Consider the following 15,547-nt stretch of genomic DNA (forward strand, 5'->3'; position numbering starts at 1 on the left):
TATCGCGTTGCACAAACGGCATCAAGCGGAGATTGCGGGCGGGAAAGATGCAAATCGGTTGAAGGCAAGGCCATCTCCCCCACAAGGGGAGATCAGCCAATCATAGGCGGCCCGACAATGTCGATGCCGTTCTCGGCGCACAGTCTCGTCAGCATCTCGATCATCTCCGGTGTCGGCACCGCCGCCGGCGGCAACTCGGCTCGCTCCGCCGGGCGGCTGGCCTTGCGCACCATCGTCTCGAAATCCGAACCGCGCGTCACTGTGAGCGTGTGCGCGCCTTCGGCAGACTCGACCCTGTAAGCGTGCGGCAGGCCTTTCGGCGCGAGCACCGTTTCGCCGGCGCCGGCAATCCGCTCACGCCCGTCGACGACGAAACGTATCCGTCCTTCGAGGATATGAAACACCTCGTCCTCATTGCGGTGCACGTGCAGCGGCGCGGAATCACCGTAGGGCTGGCGATGTTCGATGACACAGATGCCATCCTCGCCGTCGGCCGACGAAACCTGGATGGCGACGAGCGTGTTGTTGAACCAGAGGAGCTCCTTGCCTGCGACGGTCGTATTGATCATTGTCATCACTGCTCTCCTTTGTTGAGCGCCGACGAAACGGTTTCGACGGTGACCTAAGCAAGGACGAGCCGGTGATGGAAATCGAATGATCGTATAGGGCGGATTGATGCGATGAATTTGAACGCGCTCGACCTCAATCTGGTGCGAGTGCTCGACGCGCTTCTGCGCGAGAAGAGCGTGACGCGCGCCGGCGAGCAGATCGGCCTCAGCCAGCCGGCGGTGAGTGCGGCGCTCAACCGCCTGCGCCATGCGTTGAACGACCAGCTCTTCGTGCGGCGCGGCAACGACATGGTGCCGACGCCGCGGGCCGAAAGCCTGGCCGAGCCGGTGCGCGCGGCGCTGCGCGAGATCGAGCGTGCTTTTCAGCCGGCGACCGATTTCGATCCGGCAAGGCTGGAACGGACCTTCACCCTCATGGGCGCCGATTTCTTCTCCATGCTCCTGATGCCGCCCTTTGCTGCCCGCATTGCGGCGGTGGCGCCCGGTATATCGTTCCGCTTCCTCGACAGCGCCATCGGCGACGTCTCGAAACTGCTGCAGGAAGATCGCATTGACCTGGCGCTGGAGCGCCCGCTGGAGGTCGCGGAGTGGGTCTCGAGCGTGGCGCTGTTCGGCTCACCGTTCGCCATCATCGCGGCGAAGGACAATGGCGCGCTCGGCCAGGCGGGCATCGTCGAAGGCGAAGAGGTGCCGCTCGAACTCTTCTGCGCGCTGCCGCACGCATTGCGCTCCATCGACGGCTCGATGTCGGGATTCACCGACGATGCGCTGGGCAGAATGGGCCGGACGCGCCGCGTCACGCTCGCCTTGCCGCATTTCCAGGCCGTCGCTCTGGCCGTGGCGGGCGGACCGTATCTGGCCGCCGTCCCGACACAGTTCGCGGTTGCGGCGGCAAAATCCTTGCCGCTCGGTATCTATAGAGCGCCGATCTCGATCCCATCGCCGGCCGTGAGGATGTACTGGCACGCGCGCCGCGACGATGAGCCACCGCATTGCTGGATCCGCGAGCAGATACTCGATGAGGTCGGAAAACTCGGGTTCAAGGACTGGGACGACCCCTCGAGCGCTCACCCGGCGGTATAGCCGCCATCCACCGCGAATATGCCGCCGCTGGTCCAGGCGGCCTCGTCGCTGGCGAGATGGACCGCCATGCCCGCAACATCCGAGGGGCGGCCGATGCGGCCGAGCGGGTAGCTGTGCTCGACATAGGCCTTGAGCTCGGCTTGCGCTTCGGCCGGCAGGTTGACGATCGATTTGCGCCGCATGGCGGTGTCGATGGTGCCGGGCGCGATGGCGTTGACGCGGATGCCGCGCGGGCCAAGCTCGAAGGCGAGCGACTTGGTCAGCGAGTTCAGCGCGCCTTTCGACAGCGAATAGAGGCTCGACGGCCGCTTGGGGATCATCTTGTTGGCGAAGTAGGACGAGATGTTGATGACCGAAGCGCCGGCGCTCAGATGCGGCAGCAGCCGCTGGGTGAGGAAGAACGCCGCTGTCACGTTGAGCGCGAAGGAATTCTGGAACTGCTCCGCGCTCACCGTCTCGAACGGCACCAGATAGGCGACGCCCGCGTTGTTGACGAGGATGTCGAGCGGCCGGCCGGATTGCCCGACATGGGAGGCAACCGCATCGACGCCGGCGCTGGTGGCGAGATCGGCCGAGAGCGTTTCGAGCGAGGCGCTGCCTTTCGCATGCCCCGCTATCGTTTCGCGCGCGGCTTGCAGCTTGGCGGCGTCGCGTCCGACGATCAAAAGGTCGGCGCCTTCGCGGGCAAAGGCTTCGGCAATCGCCAGGCCGATGCCGTCCGAACCGCCGGTGACCAGCGCCCGCTTGCCTTGAAGTCGCATCGCCATGCTCCTGCAATTGAAGCGGCAATGCAGCGCCGCACGGCTCAGGCGGTCAAGCCGGGGGCCTATCGCTCGGTATGAACTTTATCCGGCGGAGGCCAGCCCGACGGGCGACGGCTGGCGCAGGGCCAGCCGGCCCGCGACGAAGTCCTTGACCTGGCGCACCGCCTGGTCGCGCGTGACGCTGCCCGGCTGCAGGCCGAGCCTGAGCCACAGACCGTCGATCAGCGCGGTGACGCCGAGCACGATCTCCTCAGCCAGTTCCGGCGAAGCAAGGCCGCGCAGGCCGGACAAAAGGTTCGAGCGCATGCGCGCGTGGATCACCCTCTGGATGCGCGCGAGCTTCTCGTCGCGCGGCACCTCGGCGCAGAGCGACAGCCATGCATGGCAGAGCGGCGGCAGGAACAGGTGCTCCTCGAAATTGCCCTCGATCACCGCGTCCAGCCGTTCCATCGGCGTCCGCGCCCGCTGCAGCCGCGCGACCACGGCGTGGCAGAGCACGGCGTTGGCCTCGCGCATGGCGTGCTCGAACAGCTCCTGCTTGTTGCGGAAATAATGCAGCACGATGCCCTTCGAGGCGCCGGCCTGGGCCGCGACCTTTTCCAGCGTCGCGCCGGCGATGCCTTCGCGCTCCAGAACGGCGAAGGCCGCCTGACGCAACTCCTTGCGGCGTATGTCGCTGAGGCGCGTGAGTTTCACTGGATCGATCCATGCATGGCGAATCCATGTTGACATTTTCGTCCGCTCAGATCAACAATTGACCAATGGGACAATAAGTCGACCAAAAGGTCAATTTAACGATAAGGGGAACCGGAATGTTGCGCATGCTTGCGAATGGCGTCTGTGTCGCGGCCCTGATACTGGCTTCCCAGGCGGCCTGGGCCGCCGAGGCCGAGAGCTGTAAAGCGGTTCGCATGGCCGAGCCCGGCTGGAACGATCTCGCGTTCACCACCGGCGTGGCCAAGGTGCTGCTCCAGGCGCTCGGCTACGAGCCGCAGAGCGAGGTGCTGGGCATCAACGTCATCTATGAAGGCTTGAAGAACAAAGACCTCGACCTGTTCCTCGGTTACTGGGACCCGGCCATGGTCACCTACTACGAGCCCTACAAGAAGGACGGCTCCATCGAGAATGTGCGCGTCAATCTGGTAGGCGCCAAATACACTTTCGCCGTGCCGACCTATGTCTGGGACGCGGGCGTCAAGGACCTGTCGGACCTGCATAAGTTCGCCGACAAGTTCGGCAAGAAGATGTACGGCATCGAGCCTGGATCCAACCAGCTGATGATGGACGCCATTGCCGATCCGCAATACGGCCTGGACGGCTGGCAGGTGGTCGAGTCGAGCGAGGCCGGCATGCTTTCGGAGGTCGGCTACGAGATCAAGGAGAAGCAGTTCATCGTCTTCCAGGGCTGGGCGCCGCATCCGATGAACACGATGTACGACTTCAAGTACCTGACCGGCGGCGACAAGTTCTTCGGTCCGAATTTCGGCGCCGCCACCGTGACGACGCAGGTGCGCAAGGGCTATCTGCAGGAATGCCCGAACGTCGCGCAGTTCCTGAAGAACCTCGCCTTCGACATCGACATGGAAAATGTCGGCATGGGCTACCTCATCAATGACGGCATGAAGCCGGAGGATGGGGCGCTGAAGTCGATCACCCTGCACAAGGATCGGCTCGATGCCTGGCTCGCCGGCGTCACCACCTTCGACGGCAAGCCCGGCCTTGCCGCGGTCAAGGAAAAGCTCGGACTGTGAGGCCGGCGCTATCGGAGCCCAGAGAGCAGGAGGCCGAGCAGGCCGCTTGGGCGGGGCGCAAGCAGACCGTCGATGTCGGCGGTCTCGACCTTGCCTATGTCGAGATCGCCGGCTCGGAGCCGCCGCTTGTTCTCGTGCATGGCTTCACCGACACCAGCCGCAGCTTCTCCTTGCTGGCGCCGCATCTTTCCGGGCGCCGGCTGATCATGCCTGACCTGCGCGGCCATGGCGGCTCGCAGGCGGGCGAAGGCTGCGGCGTTGCCGATTTCGCCGACGACATTGCCCGGCTGATCCGGCGCCTGCGCCTAGACCGGCCGGTCGTCATCGGGCATTCGCTGGGCGGCATGGTGTCGATCGCGCTGGCCGCACAATATCCGGAACTGATCCGCGGGCTGGTGATCGTGGCCAGCACGCTGAAGCCCGATTTCGGATTGGATCACCAGTTGATCGACGGCGTGGCGGCGCTTCGTGATCCGATCTCGCCGTCCGATCCGTTCTATGACTGGTGGCATGCCTGTCAGCCAAGCGTGCCGCGGGCCTTTCTCGCCGGCCTCGCGAAGGATGCGTCGGCAATTCCGGCGGCACGCTGGCGCGCTATTCTCGAAGAAGTCCGCCGCACGGATCTGACCGCCGCGGCGCGGTCCGTGCAGGTCCCGACGCTGATCATCGCAGGTGGCCGTGATCCGCTTTTTGGCGCTGCTCATCAGCAGTCGATGGCAGGGGCGCTGGCTGGATCGCGTCTGGTATGGGCGCGGGATTGCGGCCACAACCCGCATTGGGAAGACCCGGCCTTTGTCGCCGAGACCATCGGCCGGACTTTCGGTGAAGGCTGAACTCAGCCGAACGCAGAGCGCAGCATCGACACCGGGTCGCCGATGAAGCCCAACGCATGCAGGATCATCGCTATCGCGAAGGCGACGATCAGGATCCGGCTGGCGATGGCGAAGGCAAAGCCCAGCGGGTTGCTGCCGATCTCGAAACGATAGATGTCGTCATAGGCCACGCCCGAGGACACCGACCTGTATATGCCCCAGACCGCTGCCAGTGCCAGAAGGCCGAAGACCGTTGCGGTGAACCATTGCGGCATGAGCGACATCCAGTTGGATGGCGGCACCATAGGCCCTGTCGATTAAGCAATCGCTGATGTGCCGAGCAGCGAACGCGCGGTCGGCGAGAGCCGCAGCACTTCTGTCGGCCGCGCCAGTTCCGCAGATCGCTGGAAAGCCCGCAGGGCAGGCGAGGCGGCAAGGGGTGCCCGGCTCAAGGCATGGCCATCCTCGTTGTCGAAGCCGATGGCGGACAGGAAGACGTTCTCGCCTGTCCGCACCGGCAGGCGCGGAAAAGTGTTTTCGGCGCTCTCCGTCATGAATGCTCCCAGCAGGCGAGCGCCGTTCGCTGCAAGCTGCGGAACCGCTTCTGTTCGAAAGCGCTCGGTGAAGCCCGCTTCCTTGCCTGGCTGCAAATGATGAATCGAAATCTCAACAATGCCGCCTAAAGCACTTTCAGAATTTTGTTTTCCGGCTTCGGCGCAGGCTGGCCTTTGCCGTCTCGACAAGTCGAAACCCGCGCTCGGCCATGCCGGTTTCAGAAGCAACACATTGTCGGAATCGATCATCGTCGCATTAGCGGCGTCGCGATGTTCGGCCCAGACCGGCCCGCCATAGAAGGCGGTCAGTGCATTTCTCCGCGCCTCCATGTCCTCGAAGCCGCGCAGCCAAACGAACATGTCGGGGCGGTCGAGGTCGCGGAACTGGCCGATGACCGTCATGCCGGTCGCCTCCTGCGTTTCGACGAACTCGCGGTCGAAGAGGGCAATCAGCGTTTCGCGTTGTCCGGACTTCAGCGTGTATTGCCGCAGCTCCACGACAGGCGAGGCAAGGCGAGAGGGTCGGTTAATGGTTGGAATCTCGAAACAGGGTGATTGTCCTGTTTTATAAACAGACCGGTTGTCCTGTTTTGTCAATCTGCTATCGTGCTTTCACCTTCTTGTGGGAGAAGGTGGCTCGGCGCGCAGCGTCGAGACGGATGAGGGTATTCCAGCGGAGTGAGACGCTGGCGTTCCCTCGAGCACCCTTCATCCGCCTTCACTTCGTTCGGGCAAGGGGAGAAGGGGAGATGGCGATGCGCAAGAAGCGCACCAATGACCCGGAAGGCATGCGCCGGCGCGTGCTCGATGTGGCGGATGACTCCTTCCAGGCGCGCGGCTATCACGCTTCGAGCCTGGGTGATCTGATGGCGGCGGCCGGTGTCACCGGCGGCGCGCTGCACCACCATTTCCCAACCAAGAAGGCGTTGGCGCTGGCCGTGATCGAGGAGCGGGTCGCGGCCGCGGTTCGGGAAACCTGGATCGACCCCGTGCTGGCGGCGCCCTCGGCTCGCGAAGGCGTGCGGGTCGTGTTCGAGGCGGTGGCGGCGGAGCTTGAGCGCCAAGGCTATGTGCGCGGCTGCCCGCTCAACAACCTCGCGCATGAATTGTCGCTGGCCGACGATGAATTTCGCTCGGCACTGGCCAGGATCTTTGCCAATTGGCGGCAGGCGATCGCCGACAAGATGCGGGCCGACCAACCGGACGGCGGGGCCGATCCGGAGCGTTTTGCAGCGCTGGTCGTGGCGGCCTATTCCGGCGCCATGTCGATGGCCAAGACTGCGCAGGACGCCGGGGTTTTGCGGGCGTGCCTGAGGGGGTTGGAAAGTTTCGAACCGTCGCCATCGCAGGGCAGGTTGACCGCAAAGCGGCGTCGCCGCGTGTTGTCACGGGCGAAGATCGGATAGTGCCGGCGGGCGACAATTACGCCTCACTCCTTCAGCGGCTTGATCGTCTCGAACCCAACTTCGCTTTGCGCGCTCGTCCCTTCGTCGTACCGCCGCGCCAGCACCGCCTGCAGGTCCGGCGAATAGAGCGCGGTGAAGGTGTCGATGACGTTGCCCGTATCGCCGGTGATCGTTTCGCTGACCACGAGCACGTTGTATTTGCAGTCGCCAAGCTTGTAGCTGTCCTTGCCCTTGACGATCAAAGCCAGTGTCTCGGTGCCCTTTGGCGCCTTCTTCGAAGATAGCCGAACGAATTCGGTCTTGCTCTTGGCGCCTGCTTTCAGCGGGAACAGCTTCTTCAGGTCGCCGAGCGGGATCATCGATAGCCGTCCGGTGTCGCTGTCGCGGAACACCTCGATCAGCCCGGCATAGAAATACTGCGTCTGCGGCGAGTCCGACTCGTATTTGTTGGCGACCGCGACCATGCCGCCGGGCCCCGGCCGGAACTCGCTGCTTATGCCGGCCTTTTCCAGCACGAAGCCGGCCTTGGCGGTTTCGGCGTCCACGCAATCCGCGGCCTGCGCGGCTCCGGCGAGCATGGCGAACGTCATGCCGGTTGTGAGGGTTTTCATGCCTTCCTCCCCTGGATGCATGTGCCAAAGCAATGACAGACCTCCGCCTTGCTGTCGACCAGGCGCTATTCACGATTGCACCGCGCGTGAAACGCCTTCGCGGCATTGAACTGGACGAGGCGGTTCGAGGATGTTTAATCGGGTGACGATGAATCGCTCTTTGCCAGCAACCGTTTCGCGCCGCACCTTCATCGCCCGGATGGGAGGCCTCGCTGCGGCCGGCGCCTTTCCGCGCATGGCCTTCGGCCAGACCGGGAAGCGCATCCAGCCGATCGACGCCACCTTCCTCTTCATCGCTGATATCCATGCCTGCCGCATGGCGAGCGGGCTCAGTCCCAGCTGCCTGCAGGAAGGCAAGACCGATGCAGCACTTCTGCGCAATGTCGCGGCCTTGAACGCGATTGCCGACAAGCAGTGGCCGGCCGAGATCAACGGCGTTGCCACCGGCCTGCATTCGGCCGGCACTCGTATCGGCACGCCGCTCGGCCTGGTCACCGGCGGCGACATCACCGACGATGGCGGCGGCCAGGTCACCGAGCCCAGCGAAGGCACGCAGCTTCTGCAGTTCTCGCAGCGCTATCAGGAAGGCGTCGGGCCCGACCGCGTCCACATCCCGGTCTATGTCGGGCTCGGCAATCACGATCTCGACCAGAATGGCTCGCCGCCGCATGTCGACTGGTATCGCCGCGAATTGCGCGACTATGTCGAGGTCAACCACCGCCCCGGCGTGTTCTTCAAGCCGCCGGTGCCGGCGACCGAATACGACGTCGACACCGACTGCTATTCCTGGGATTGGGGCGGCCTGCATCTTATCCAGACGCACCGCTTCGCCGGCGACACCGGCCATGGCGCGCCGAGCAGCCTGCCCTGGCTGAAGCAGGATCTCGCCACCTATGCCGGCGACGGCCGGCCAGTGATCCTGTTCCAGCATTATGGCTGGGACACTTTCTCGACCGAGCGCTGGGATCCGGCGAAGCGCACCTATGACGACGATGGCGCCGGCCGCCCGCATTGGTGGAGTGAAGCCGACCGCCAGGCGCTCCTGGCCGCGATCAAGGGCTACAATGTGATCGCCGTTTTCCATGGCCACCAGCACGAAGTGCCGATGATCTACCAGCGCGACGGGCTCGATATCGTCAAGCCGAAGGCGGCCTATATGGGCGGCTTCGCGCTGGCGCGGGTGACGGCCGACAACATGGATGTGGTGCTGGGCGAAGCGGTCGGCGATCACGGCGAGATCGTCTTCACCAACGCCTTGGCCAAGCAATTCCAGACATGAAAAGGCCGCCTTGCGGCGGCCTCCGCAGTCCGGTCGTCGAGGTCAGAACGCCTTCTTGACCTTGTCCTTCACGTCGCCATAGGCCTTCTGCACCTTGCCGGCGAGCTTGTCGGCGGTGCCTTCGACCTGGGTCCGCCGGTTGCCGGTGGCCTTGCCGGCCGCCTGTTTGACCGAACCCTTCATTTGTTTGGCAATACCGGCGACCTGATCCCTGTTCACCATGCGCGCATCTCCTGGGCCTGGATAGGAAGCTGGATACGGGAACCGCATCCGGGTCTGACAACGTGCTGGAGCGGTTTGGGTTCCAGGCCAAGGCGATCTCCTTCGCGGTGCGGTTGCATCGGATAAGGCAATCCGGTTAGGGTTCGCCCCGGCTGCGCGAGAGGGTAGCCTTGGGGGAAGCGGGTTTGCGTCTTCGTGTGGTCTTTGTCGCAGTTCTGATGGCGGTGGCCGGCTGCGTCGCCGACGATGTCGGGCCGATCAACCATCTGACCCCGCAAGCCGGCCACCCGTCGCTCACCTACATCCCCGATACCGCCGATGACGGTTCGACCGTCGTCGGGCTGGCGTTCTCGGGCGGCGGCACGCGGGCCGCCGCTTTCTCCTATGGCGTGTTGCGGGCGCTCGACGATATCGTCATCGACGAACAACCGAAGCGCCGCACGCTGGTCGACGACATCAGGATGATTTCGGGCGCCTCGGGAGGCGCCGTCGCCGCCGCCTATTTCGGCTACAAGGGCAGGGATGGCTACCTGGACTTCCGCGAGCGCTTCCTGACCCAGAATGCCGAGGCCGACCTCAGGACATCGTTCTCGCCGGTCAACTTCGTCCGCGCCTACTATGGCGGGGTCAACGACCGCAGCGGCTTCGCCAGATGGCTGAACGACCATCTCTTCGACGGCGCTACATTCAAAGCGTTGCACAGGCCGAACGGGCCGATCGTCTGGATCAACGCCTCCGACATCTACAATCGTACGCCGTTCCTCTTCACCTACGACACCTTCGCCGCCCTGTGCAGCGATCTCGACAAGGTGCGGCTTGCCGATGGCGTGGCCGCGTCCGCCGCCGTGCCGGTCGTCTTCGCGCCGATCGTGGTCGCGGCGACCAGCCCGGAGTGCGGCTACCGCAGGCCTGACTGGCTGAGCCAGGCCTTGGCCGACCACAATGCGTCGCTGCGCCTCAGGGCCTATGCCGGCGCGCTCGATTCCTACCAGAACGCCGGTCCGCAGACCTATGTGAAGCTGCTGGACGGCGGGCTGACCGACAATATCGGCGTCACCGGTTTCACGCTCGAACGCTCGGCCGCCGGCACGCCCTATGGACCGCTGTCGCCCTCGGCGGCGGTGCGCCTGAACACGCTGATCTTCATCGTCGTCGACGCCGGCAGCGGCTCGAACAAGGCCTGGACGAAGTCGCTGCACGGGCCGAAGGCCAGCGAGCTGTTCAACGTCGTCACCAGCACCACGCTCGCTGCCTCGGTGCGCGACGAGTTCGACGCGCTGACGCTCGCCGTCTCGCAATGGAAAGGCGAGCTGGTGCGCTTTCGCTGCGGCCTGCCGGCCTCCACCGTTTCCGCCTATCGCGGCTCGGCTGCCGGCTGGAACTGCCGCGACGTCCGCCTGGTCGTCCAGCACCTTTCCTTCGCCGATGTCGATCCGGCGATGCAGGCGAAGCTGAACGACATTCCGACCAGGCTGCGGCTGCCGGTCGACCAGGTCGACCTCGCGATCGAGGCAGGCCGCAAGACGATCGAGGTCAACCCCGACATAAAGGCAGCGGTCACCGCGATCCAGGCCCGCGCCGGCGTCAGGCCGGCGGCGATCACGACGGCCGAAGCGGATTGAAATCATCAGGAGACGGGTCTTGGCGGAATTCACCCTTTGTATCGGCAACAAGTGCTTTTCTTCCTGGTCGCTCCGGCCATGGGTGGCGATGAAGCACCTGGAGATCCCTTTCGAGGAAGGCTTCGTGCGGCTGCGCACGCCGGAGACGGCGGCCAACCTTGCCAAGATGTCGCCGACCGGCCTGGTCCCGGTGTTGACCCATAAGGGCAGGATCGTCTGGGAAACGCTGGCCATCCTTGAATATCTTGCCGACCTCTACCCTGAGAAGAAGCTCTGGCCGCAAGACCTCGGCGCCCGTCAACTGGCGCGTTCGGTGGCGACCGAGATGCACTCCGGCTTCCGCGAGCTGCGCTACGGTTGGCCGATGAACCTGCGCCGGCCGAAATCCCACAAGCCGCTCGATGTCGAGGGTGAGGCGCAGCGGGCCCGGATCGAAGCAATCTGGCGTCAGTGCCGCGAACAATATGGCCAGGGCGGCTCGTTCCTGTTCGGCCATTTCACCGCGGCCGATGCCATGTATGCGCCTGTGGTGACGCGCTTCGATACCTATGGCGGTGAGCTGGCGCCCGTCACCCGCGCCTATGTCGACGCGGTGCTGGCGACGCCCGCGATGCGGCACTGGTATGCGGAAGCCGCCAGGGAGCCCTGGCCGGAACCCGGGCCGCACGAGCAGGATTGAACCCGGGCCGTCCGCAAATTGCGTCAACTGCTCTGATGGGGGACTTCAAGCCCTGGCGGCGCGGCCTATGTGAAGGAGCGGGGCGGGTTCCTGGAGATTCCTCATGACAACTGCAAATTCACCACTCACGGGCAAGGTCGCGCTTGTCACCGGCGCTTCATCCGGCATCGGTGAGGCCACCGCCGTGGCCCTTGCCGCGGCCGGCGCGAAAGTCGGGGTCGCCGCCCGTCGTGCCGATCGCCTTGAAGCGCTGGTTGCGCGCATCGGAAAGGCGGGCGGTAAGGCACTCGCCATCGAGGCCGACATCGCCAAGGCCGGCGACATCACCGCGATGGTCGACAAGGTCGTATCCGAATGGGGACGTCTCGACATCCTTGTCAACAATGCCGGCGTCATGCTGCTCGCCCCCGCGGCCGAAGCCGATCTCGACGACTGGCGGCAGATGATCGAGCTCAACCTGATCGGGCTGATGGCGACGACCAAGGCGGCGCTGCCGCACTTGAAGACTTCGAAGGGTCATATCGTCAACGTCTCCTCGGTGGCCGGCCGCGTCGCCAACCCCGGCGCGACAGGTTACGCGGCGACCAAGTTCGGCGTGGTGGCTTTTTCGGAATCGCTACGTCGCGAGGTCTATGCCGACAAGGTGCGCGTCACCGTCATCGAGCCGGGCCTTGTGCGTACCGAACTCGGCGATCACATCACCAACGCGCAATCCAAGGCCGGGCTCGAACACCGTCTTGCCACGATGGAAGCATTGACCGCCGAGGACATCGCGAACGCCATCTTCTATGCCGTCAGCCAGCCGCCAAGGGTCAACGTCAACGAGATACTTATCCGTCCGACCGATCAGGAACGCTGAACAATAGAAAACGCCTCTCGCGCTTTTTATGGCGCGGGAGGCGTCTTTGCCGTCAACCGTTCTCGATTGCTCATGAACTGCCGACGACAGGGATAAAACCGGCAGCCGGCGAAAGAGTTCCCGGCAAGGCGCAAAAAAATCGTGCCGTCAATTATGTTGGTAGGATCGGCAGTTCGATGAATTGCCATATTGCTTTGTGCTCGCTCATGGCTGAAGACCGGCGCGAGCGGGAGAATGACGATGGCCACCAAACGCGTGCCTTCAATCCAGATAGCCAGCAATGCCACCATCGCCGATCTTGTCGGTGGCCTGGACAAGCCGGTCGAATATGTCAGGCGCGTGCTTGAAAGGCTTGAGCGATGCAAGCGCGCCTTTGGCAATGCGCAGGTGCGGATCGCCGTGCTCAGTCGCTCCGAATGTCCGAACTATCTGATCGAATACGTCCGGGAGGACCCCAAGACGCTTCAGCGGACAACCCATCAGGACGCGGCCTATAGCGGCAGCACCCATCGTGAGCTTGGAACGCATCACATAGACGCAGCCGGGATGTGGTCGCCGGAAGAAATGAACATCACGGCGGTCTCGGCGCTGATCGGCCGCTTGCGTAACCCGAATGCGCCATCATCGCGCTTTTCCGACGAGGACTGATACATGGCCATAAAATTCGCCCCCAAGGACCAGCCCGCAGGGTCGCCCGCTGCTGCGAAACCAGCCAAGCCTCCGCAGAAGGCGCCTGTCGAGGTTGCGACCGATCTGTTCAAGACGCCGGCCGAAGCACCGACGCGCAAGACCAAGAAGAAGTAGTAGCCTTGCCGCAAGACCTCGGTCGCACCACCTCCGGCCCTGCGCTGCTTGACCCGGCCGCTCAAGCCGGTTCGTCTCCGGATGTTGACCCTGCCGTCTTCGATTGCCAGAGCTGCGGCGCTTGTTGTGCTTATGCGGCGGATTGGCCGCGCTTTTCGACCGAGGACGACGCCGAGCTCGAGCGTATCCCCGAAGCGCTGGTCGCCGCCGACCTGTCCGGCATTCGCTTCGAAAACGGCCGCTGCGCCGCGCTTCGCGGCGAAGTCGGCAAAGCGACTGCTTGCGGCATCTACGACGCGCGCCCGCATGTCTGCCACGCCTGCATGCCGGGCGACCCCGAGTGCCTGATGGCAAGGGCGGCGCACGGGCTGGCGGTGCGCTAGTTTTCCTCGCCTCCGCAAGGCGGGGGAGAGGTGGCCGCCGCGACGCTAGCGGGTTTCCTCTGATTGCTTTCCAGAGGCGGCGCCGTTCCCCTCTCCGTCTCGGCTTCGCCGAGCCACCTCGCCCCATTTCATGGGGCGAGGAAAGCGCCGGCTTGCCGCCGCCCCAGCCTCCCGGTACCTTCCCGCCGGGCAGGGCTGCGGAGGAAATCCATGAGCATCGAATTTCTACTGACGTCGCTGATTATCGTCGCTTCGCCCGGCACCGGCGTCCTCTACACGCTGAGCGCCGGCCTTTCGCGCGGCGCGCGCGCCTCGATCGTCGCGGCTTTCGCCTGCACGCTGGGCATCATCCCGCACATGGCGGCCGCCATCACCGGCCTCGCCGCGGTGCTGCACACCAGCGCCGTCGCCTTCGAGACGCTGAAATATCTCGGCGTCGCCTATCTGCTCTACATGGCCTGGAACACGTTGAAGGAAAAAGGCGGTCTCAGCATCGACGAGAACGCCGCGCCGCGCTCTACCGCCAGGACCATCACCACCGGCATTCTGGTCAACGTGCTGAACCCGAAGCTGTCGATCTTCTTCTTCGCCTTCCTGCCGCAATTCGTCAGCACCACCGAGCCGCACGCCTTTGCCAGGATGCTGGAGCTCTCCGGTGTCTTCATGCTGATGACCTTCGTCGTCTTCGCCATCTACGGCGTGTTCGCGGCATCGGTGCGCAGCCATATCGTGTCGCGGCCGAAAGTGCTGACCTGGATGCGCCGCAGCTTCGCCGCCGCCTTCGTCATGCTTGGTGCGAAGTTGGCGTTGGCGGATCGCTAGCTCTCCGATCCGGTTTCGGAAGCCTCGTCGCTTCCGGAGCCGGCCGCAGCCCGAACCCCGAGCCGCCAGGCCGAAGGCGGTACGCCGATCATCTTCTTGAAGGCGCGGCTGAACGCCGCCTCGGATTCATAGCCGATGTCCGCCGCGATGCTGGCGACGTTGCTGTTGCCGGCGCTGAGCAGCTCCGAAGCGATCTGCATGCGCCATTTGGCGAGATAGTGCATCGGCGGCATTCCGACGATTCTGGTGAAGCGCTCCGCAAGCACCGTGCGCGACAATGCCGACTCCTTAGCCAGCGCCTCCACTGTCCAATTATGCGCCGGCCGGTCGTGGACCAGCGCCAGCGCCTTGCTCAGATGCGGATCGCGCAGGCCAGCGAGCCAGCCGGTCTGCTGCGGCGGCAGCGATTCCACATAGCGGCGCAGCACATCGACGAACATCAATTCGCTGAGCTTGGTCAGCACCGTCTCGCTGCCGGCCCGCTTCTCGGCCACTTCCGAGACCGCAAGCCTGATGAACTGGCCGAGCCAGCCGCCATTACCTTTGACGTCGCCGGCCTTGATGACCGGCGGCAGCGTTTCGAGCAGCGGATTGAAGGGCAGGGCATGGCAGGCGAGATAGCCGCAGACCAGCCGGGCCGACAGCGATCCGTCCTTGACGTAGTTGATGGGGAATGGCTGTTGGCTTGTGGCCGCGATCTCCAGCACATCCGCCGTCGGCGGTTCGGCCCTGAGGTCGGGCGTGCTCGACATGATATGCGGATCGCTATGGGTGAAGACCACGACCTCGCCGGCCTCCATCGGGATCGCTTCCTGGCCGACAATGCGGGCAAAGCAGTGGCCCGCCGTCAGCACGTGGTAGGAAATGAGGTGATCCGCGCCCGGCAGTATCCTCGGTAATATCGATGAAGGCGCCGGCGAGCGGATGGCCCACGGGTCCTGGGCCTCGATGTCGAAAAAGGTCGCGCCGGTGAGGCGCACCGTTTTCAAAAGGTCAGACAGAGCATCCCCGGCCATTCCACCCATATCCCGCTAGAGCAATTCCAGGAAAAGTGTGAGCGGTTAAGTTCGGCGCCTTCGCCGTAACCTCCCGTCCGGAATTGCGTCAAAACAAGAAGATAGAGCGGTTCGCCGTATCGGTGAAACGCTCTAGCTGCGCGGCAATCCGGCGCGATATCCCTTTCCAGTTCCGGACGCGCTGTCAAGTAAGGCGGACGCCCCGTCATTCCGTTCATTGCCGGAAGCTTTAAACCCGCCGGCACTGTGCGGTGCCGTCTAAGACGGGCGCCGAGCACGGTCGAACCAAACCTGGATAAGGATCAACAGTC

Annotated in this window: 20 protein-coding genes; 12 read left to right on the forward strand and 8 right to left on the reverse strand. The window is 64.2% G+C overall.

Annotation, left to right across the window (positions count from 1 at the left end):
• Positions 1-92: 92 nt before the first annotated feature.
• Complete coding sequence (locus FJ471_RS00065; RefSeq protein ID WP_140801139.1) at positions 93-575, reverse strand: cupin domain-containing protein; 483 nt, start codon at positions 573-575, stop codon at positions 93-95.
• A 105-nt stretch (positions 576-680) separates the two neighbouring features.
• Here FJ471_RS00065 and FJ471_RS00070 point away from each other — a divergent pair, with 105 nt between their 5' ends.
• On the forward strand, positions 681-1,652 hold the full coding sequence (locus FJ471_RS00070) for a LysR family transcriptional regulator (protein ID WP_140801140.1): 972 nt from the start codon (positions 681-683) through the stop codon (positions 1,650-1,652).
• On the opposite strand, the gene FJ471_RS00075 is transcribed toward FJ471_RS00070, so the two are convergent.
• A complete protein-coding gene (locus tag FJ471_RS00075) occupies positions 1,637-2,413 on the reverse strand; it encodes an SDR family oxidoreductase (RefSeq protein ID WP_140801141.1) in 777 nt (258 codons plus the stop codon). The genes FJ471_RS00070 and FJ471_RS00075 overlap by 16 nt on opposite strands.
• Positions 2,414-2,497: 84 nt before the next feature.
• On the reverse strand, positions 2,498-3,148 hold the full coding sequence (betI, locus tag FJ471_RS00080; protein WP_140801142.1) for a transcriptional regulator BetI: 651 nt from the start codon (positions 3,146-3,148) through the stop codon (positions 2,498-2,500).
• Positions 3,149-3,228: 80 nt separating this feature from the next.
• Here betI and choX point away from each other — a divergent pair, with 80 nt between their 5' ends.
• Together choX and FJ471_RS00090 are read left to right on the forward strand one after the other, a co-directional pair.
• A complete protein-coding gene (gene choX, locus FJ471_RS00085; RefSeq protein WP_140801143.1) occupies positions 3,229-4,167 on the forward strand; it encodes a choline ABC transporter substrate-binding protein in 939 nt (312 codons plus the stop codon).
• The gene (locus FJ471_RS00090) at positions 4,164-5,000 is read left to right on the forward strand and encodes an alpha/beta hydrolase (RefSeq protein WP_140801144.1); all 837 of its coding nucleotides are present in this window, start codon (positions 4,164-4,166) and stop codon (positions 4,998-5,000) included. Before choX ends, FJ471_RS00090 begins: the two co-directional genes overlap by 4 nt.
• A 2-nt stretch (positions 5,001-5,002) precedes the next feature.
• On the opposite strand, the gene FJ471_RS00095 is transcribed toward FJ471_RS00090, so the two are convergent.
• Positions 5,003-5,284: a hypothetical protein gene (locus tag FJ471_RS00095; protein WP_140801145.1), complete on the reverse strand. Its 282-nt coding sequence runs from the start codon at positions 5,282-5,284 to the stop codon at positions 5,003-5,005.
• Between the two features lie 12 nt (positions 5,285-5,296).
• Positions 5,297-6,073 carry an NIPSNAP family protein gene (locus tag FJ471_RS00100; protein ID WP_140801320.1) on the reverse strand — a complete coding sequence of 259 codons (777 nt, stop codon included), beginning with the start codon at positions 6,071-6,073 and terminating at the stop codon, positions 5,297-5,299.
• Positions 6,074-6,282: 209 nt separating this feature from the next.
• Here FJ471_RS00100 and FJ471_RS00105 point away from each other — a divergent pair, with 209 nt between their 5' ends.
• Complete coding sequence (locus FJ471_RS00105) at positions 6,283-6,939, forward strand: TetR/AcrR family transcriptional regulator (RefSeq protein WP_140801146.1); 657 nt, start codon at positions 6,283-6,285, stop codon at positions 6,937-6,939.
• A gap of 23 nt (positions 6,940-6,962) precedes the next feature.
• Here the strand turns inward: FJ471_RS00105 and FJ471_RS00110 are convergent, their stop codons facing one another.
• Complete coding sequence (locus FJ471_RS00110) at positions 6,963-7,550, reverse strand: hypothetical protein (protein WP_140801147.1); 588 nt, start codon at positions 7,548-7,550, stop codon at positions 6,963-6,965.
• 130 nt (positions 7,551-7,680) lie between these two features.
• Here FJ471_RS00110 and FJ471_RS00115 point away from each other — a divergent pair, with 130 nt between their 5' ends.
• Positions 7,681-8,829, forward strand: coding sequence for a metallophosphoesterase (locus tag FJ471_RS00115; protein ID WP_140801148.1), 1,149 nt, complete (start codon positions 7,681-7,683; stop codon positions 8,827-8,829).
• Between the two features lie 42 nt (positions 8,830-8,871).
• Here FJ471_RS00115 and FJ471_RS00120 read toward each other — a convergent pair whose 3' ends face one another.
• The gene (locus FJ471_RS00120; RefSeq protein ID WP_140801149.1) at positions 8,872-9,051 is read right to left on the reverse strand and encodes a CsbD family protein; all 180 of its coding nucleotides are present in this window, start codon (positions 9,049-9,051) and stop codon (positions 8,872-8,874) included.
• Between the two features lie 218 nt (positions 9,052-9,269).
• On the opposite strand from FJ471_RS00120, the gene FJ471_RS00125 reads away from it, so the two are divergent.
• From FJ471_RS00125 to FJ471_RS00150, 7 genes are all read left to right on the forward strand, one after another.
• On the forward strand, positions 9,270-10,673 hold the full coding sequence (locus FJ471_RS00125) for a patatin-like phospholipase family protein (protein WP_140801321.1): 1,404 nt from the start codon (positions 9,270-9,272) through the stop codon (positions 10,671-10,673).
• A 19-nt stretch (positions 10,674-10,692) separates the two neighbouring features.
• Entirely contained in the window at positions 10,693-11,352 is a 660-nt protein-coding gene (locus FJ471_RS00130; protein ID WP_140801150.1) for a glutathione S-transferase family protein, read from the forward strand.
• A gap of 103 nt (positions 11,353-11,455) precedes the next feature.
• The gene (locus FJ471_RS00135; protein ID WP_140801151.1) at positions 11,456-12,211 is read left to right on the forward strand and encodes an SDR family NAD(P)-dependent oxidoreductase; all 756 of its coding nucleotides are present in this window, start codon (positions 11,456-11,458) and stop codon (positions 12,209-12,211) included.
• 240 nt (positions 12,212-12,451) lie between these two features.
• Positions 12,452-12,859: a hypothetical protein gene (locus FJ471_RS00140; RefSeq protein ID WP_140801152.1), complete on the forward strand. Its 408-nt coding sequence runs from the start codon at positions 12,452-12,454 to the stop codon at positions 12,857-12,859.
• 3 nt (positions 12,860-12,862) lie between these two features.
• On the forward strand, positions 12,863-13,015 hold the full coding sequence (locus tag FJ471_RS34645; protein WP_181179021.1) for a hypothetical protein: 153 nt from the start codon (positions 12,863-12,865) through the stop codon (positions 13,013-13,015).
• Positions 13,016-13,059: 44 nt separating this feature from the next.
• Positions 13,060-13,398, forward strand: a complete 339-nt coding sequence (locus tag FJ471_RS00145; protein ID WP_140801322.1) for a YkgJ family cysteine cluster protein — start codon at positions 13,060-13,062, stop codon at positions 13,396-13,398.
• A gap of 210 nt (positions 13,399-13,608) precedes the next feature.
• Positions 13,609-14,220, forward strand: coding sequence for a LysE family translocator (locus tag FJ471_RS00150; RefSeq protein ID WP_140801153.1), 612 nt, complete (start codon positions 13,609-13,611; stop codon positions 14,218-14,220).
• Here FJ471_RS00150 and FJ471_RS00155 read toward each other — a convergent pair.
• A complete protein-coding gene (locus FJ471_RS00155) occupies positions 14,217-15,236 on the reverse strand; it encodes an AraC family transcriptional regulator (RefSeq protein ID WP_181179023.1) in 1,020 nt (339 codons plus the stop codon). The genes FJ471_RS00150 and FJ471_RS00155 overlap by 4 nt on opposite strands.
• Positions 15,237-15,547: the final 311 nt, after the last annotated feature.

The sequence above is a fragment of the Mesorhizobium sp. B2-7-1 genome, assembly GCF_006440735.1.
Classification (GTDB): Bacteria; Pseudomonadota; Alphaproteobacteria; order Rhizobiales; family Rhizobiaceae; genus Mesorhizobium.

Excerpts from the sequence above, each read along its gene's own strand:
- FJ471_RS00065 (WP_140801139.1), bottom strand. The coding sequence starts at position 575 with ATGACAATGATCAATACGACCGTCGCAGGCAAGGAGCTCCTCTGGTTC.
- FJ471_RS00070 (WP_140801140.1), top strand. The coding sequence starts at position 681 with ATGAATTTGAACGCGCTCGACCTCAATCTGGTGCGAGTGCTCGACGCG.
- FJ471_RS00075 (WP_140801141.1), bottom strand. The coding sequence starts at position 2,413 with ATGCGACTTCAAGGCAAGCGGGCGCTGGTCACCGGCGGTTCGGACGGC.
- betI (WP_140801142.1), bottom strand. The coding sequence starts at position 3,148 with ATGTCAACATGGATTCGCCATGCATGGATCGATCCAGTGAAACTCACG.
- choX (WP_140801143.1), top strand. The coding sequence starts at position 3,229 with ATGTTGCGCATGCTTGCGAATGGCGTCTGTGTCGCGGCCCTGATACTG.
- FJ471_RS00095 (WP_140801145.1), bottom strand. The coding sequence starts at position 5,284 with ATGGTGCCGCCATCCAACTGGATGTCGCTCATGCCGCAATGGTTCACC.
- FJ471_RS00105 (WP_140801146.1), top strand. The coding sequence starts at position 6,283 with ATGGCGATGCGCAAGAAGCGCACCAATGACCCGGAAGGCATGCGCCGG.
- FJ471_RS00110 (WP_140801147.1), bottom strand. The coding sequence starts at position 7,550 with ATGAAAACCCTCACAACCGGCATGACGTTCGCCATGCTCGCCGGAGCC.
- FJ471_RS00115 (WP_140801148.1), top strand. The coding sequence starts at position 7,681 with ATGTTTAATCGGGTGACGATGAATCGCTCTTTGCCAGCAACCGTTTCG.
- FJ471_RS00120 (WP_140801149.1), bottom strand. The coding sequence starts at position 9,051 with ATGGTGAACAGGGATCAGGTCGCCGGTATTGCCAAACAAATGAAGGGT.
- FJ471_RS00125 (WP_140801321.1), top strand. The coding sequence starts at position 9,270 with ATGGCGGTGGCCGGCTGCGTCGCCGACGATGTCGGGCCGATCAACCAT.
- FJ471_RS00135 (WP_140801151.1), top strand. The coding sequence starts at position 11,456 with ATGACAACTGCAAATTCACCACTCACGGGCAAGGTCGCGCTTGTCACC.
- FJ471_RS00140 (WP_140801152.1), top strand. The coding sequence starts at position 12,452 with ATGGCCACCAAACGCGTGCCTTCAATCCAGATAGCCAGCAATGCCACC.
- FJ471_RS34645 (WP_181179021.1), top strand. The coding sequence starts at position 12,863 with ATGGCCATAAAATTCGCCCCCAAGGACCAGCCCGCAGGGTCGCCCGCT.
- FJ471_RS00150 (WP_140801153.1), top strand. The coding sequence starts at position 13,609 with ATGAGCATCGAATTTCTACTGACGTCGCTGATTATCGTCGCTTCGCCC.
- FJ471_RS00155 (WP_181179023.1), bottom strand. The coding sequence starts at position 15,236 with ATGGCCGGGGATGCTCTGTCTGACCTTTTGAAAACGGTGCGCCTCACC.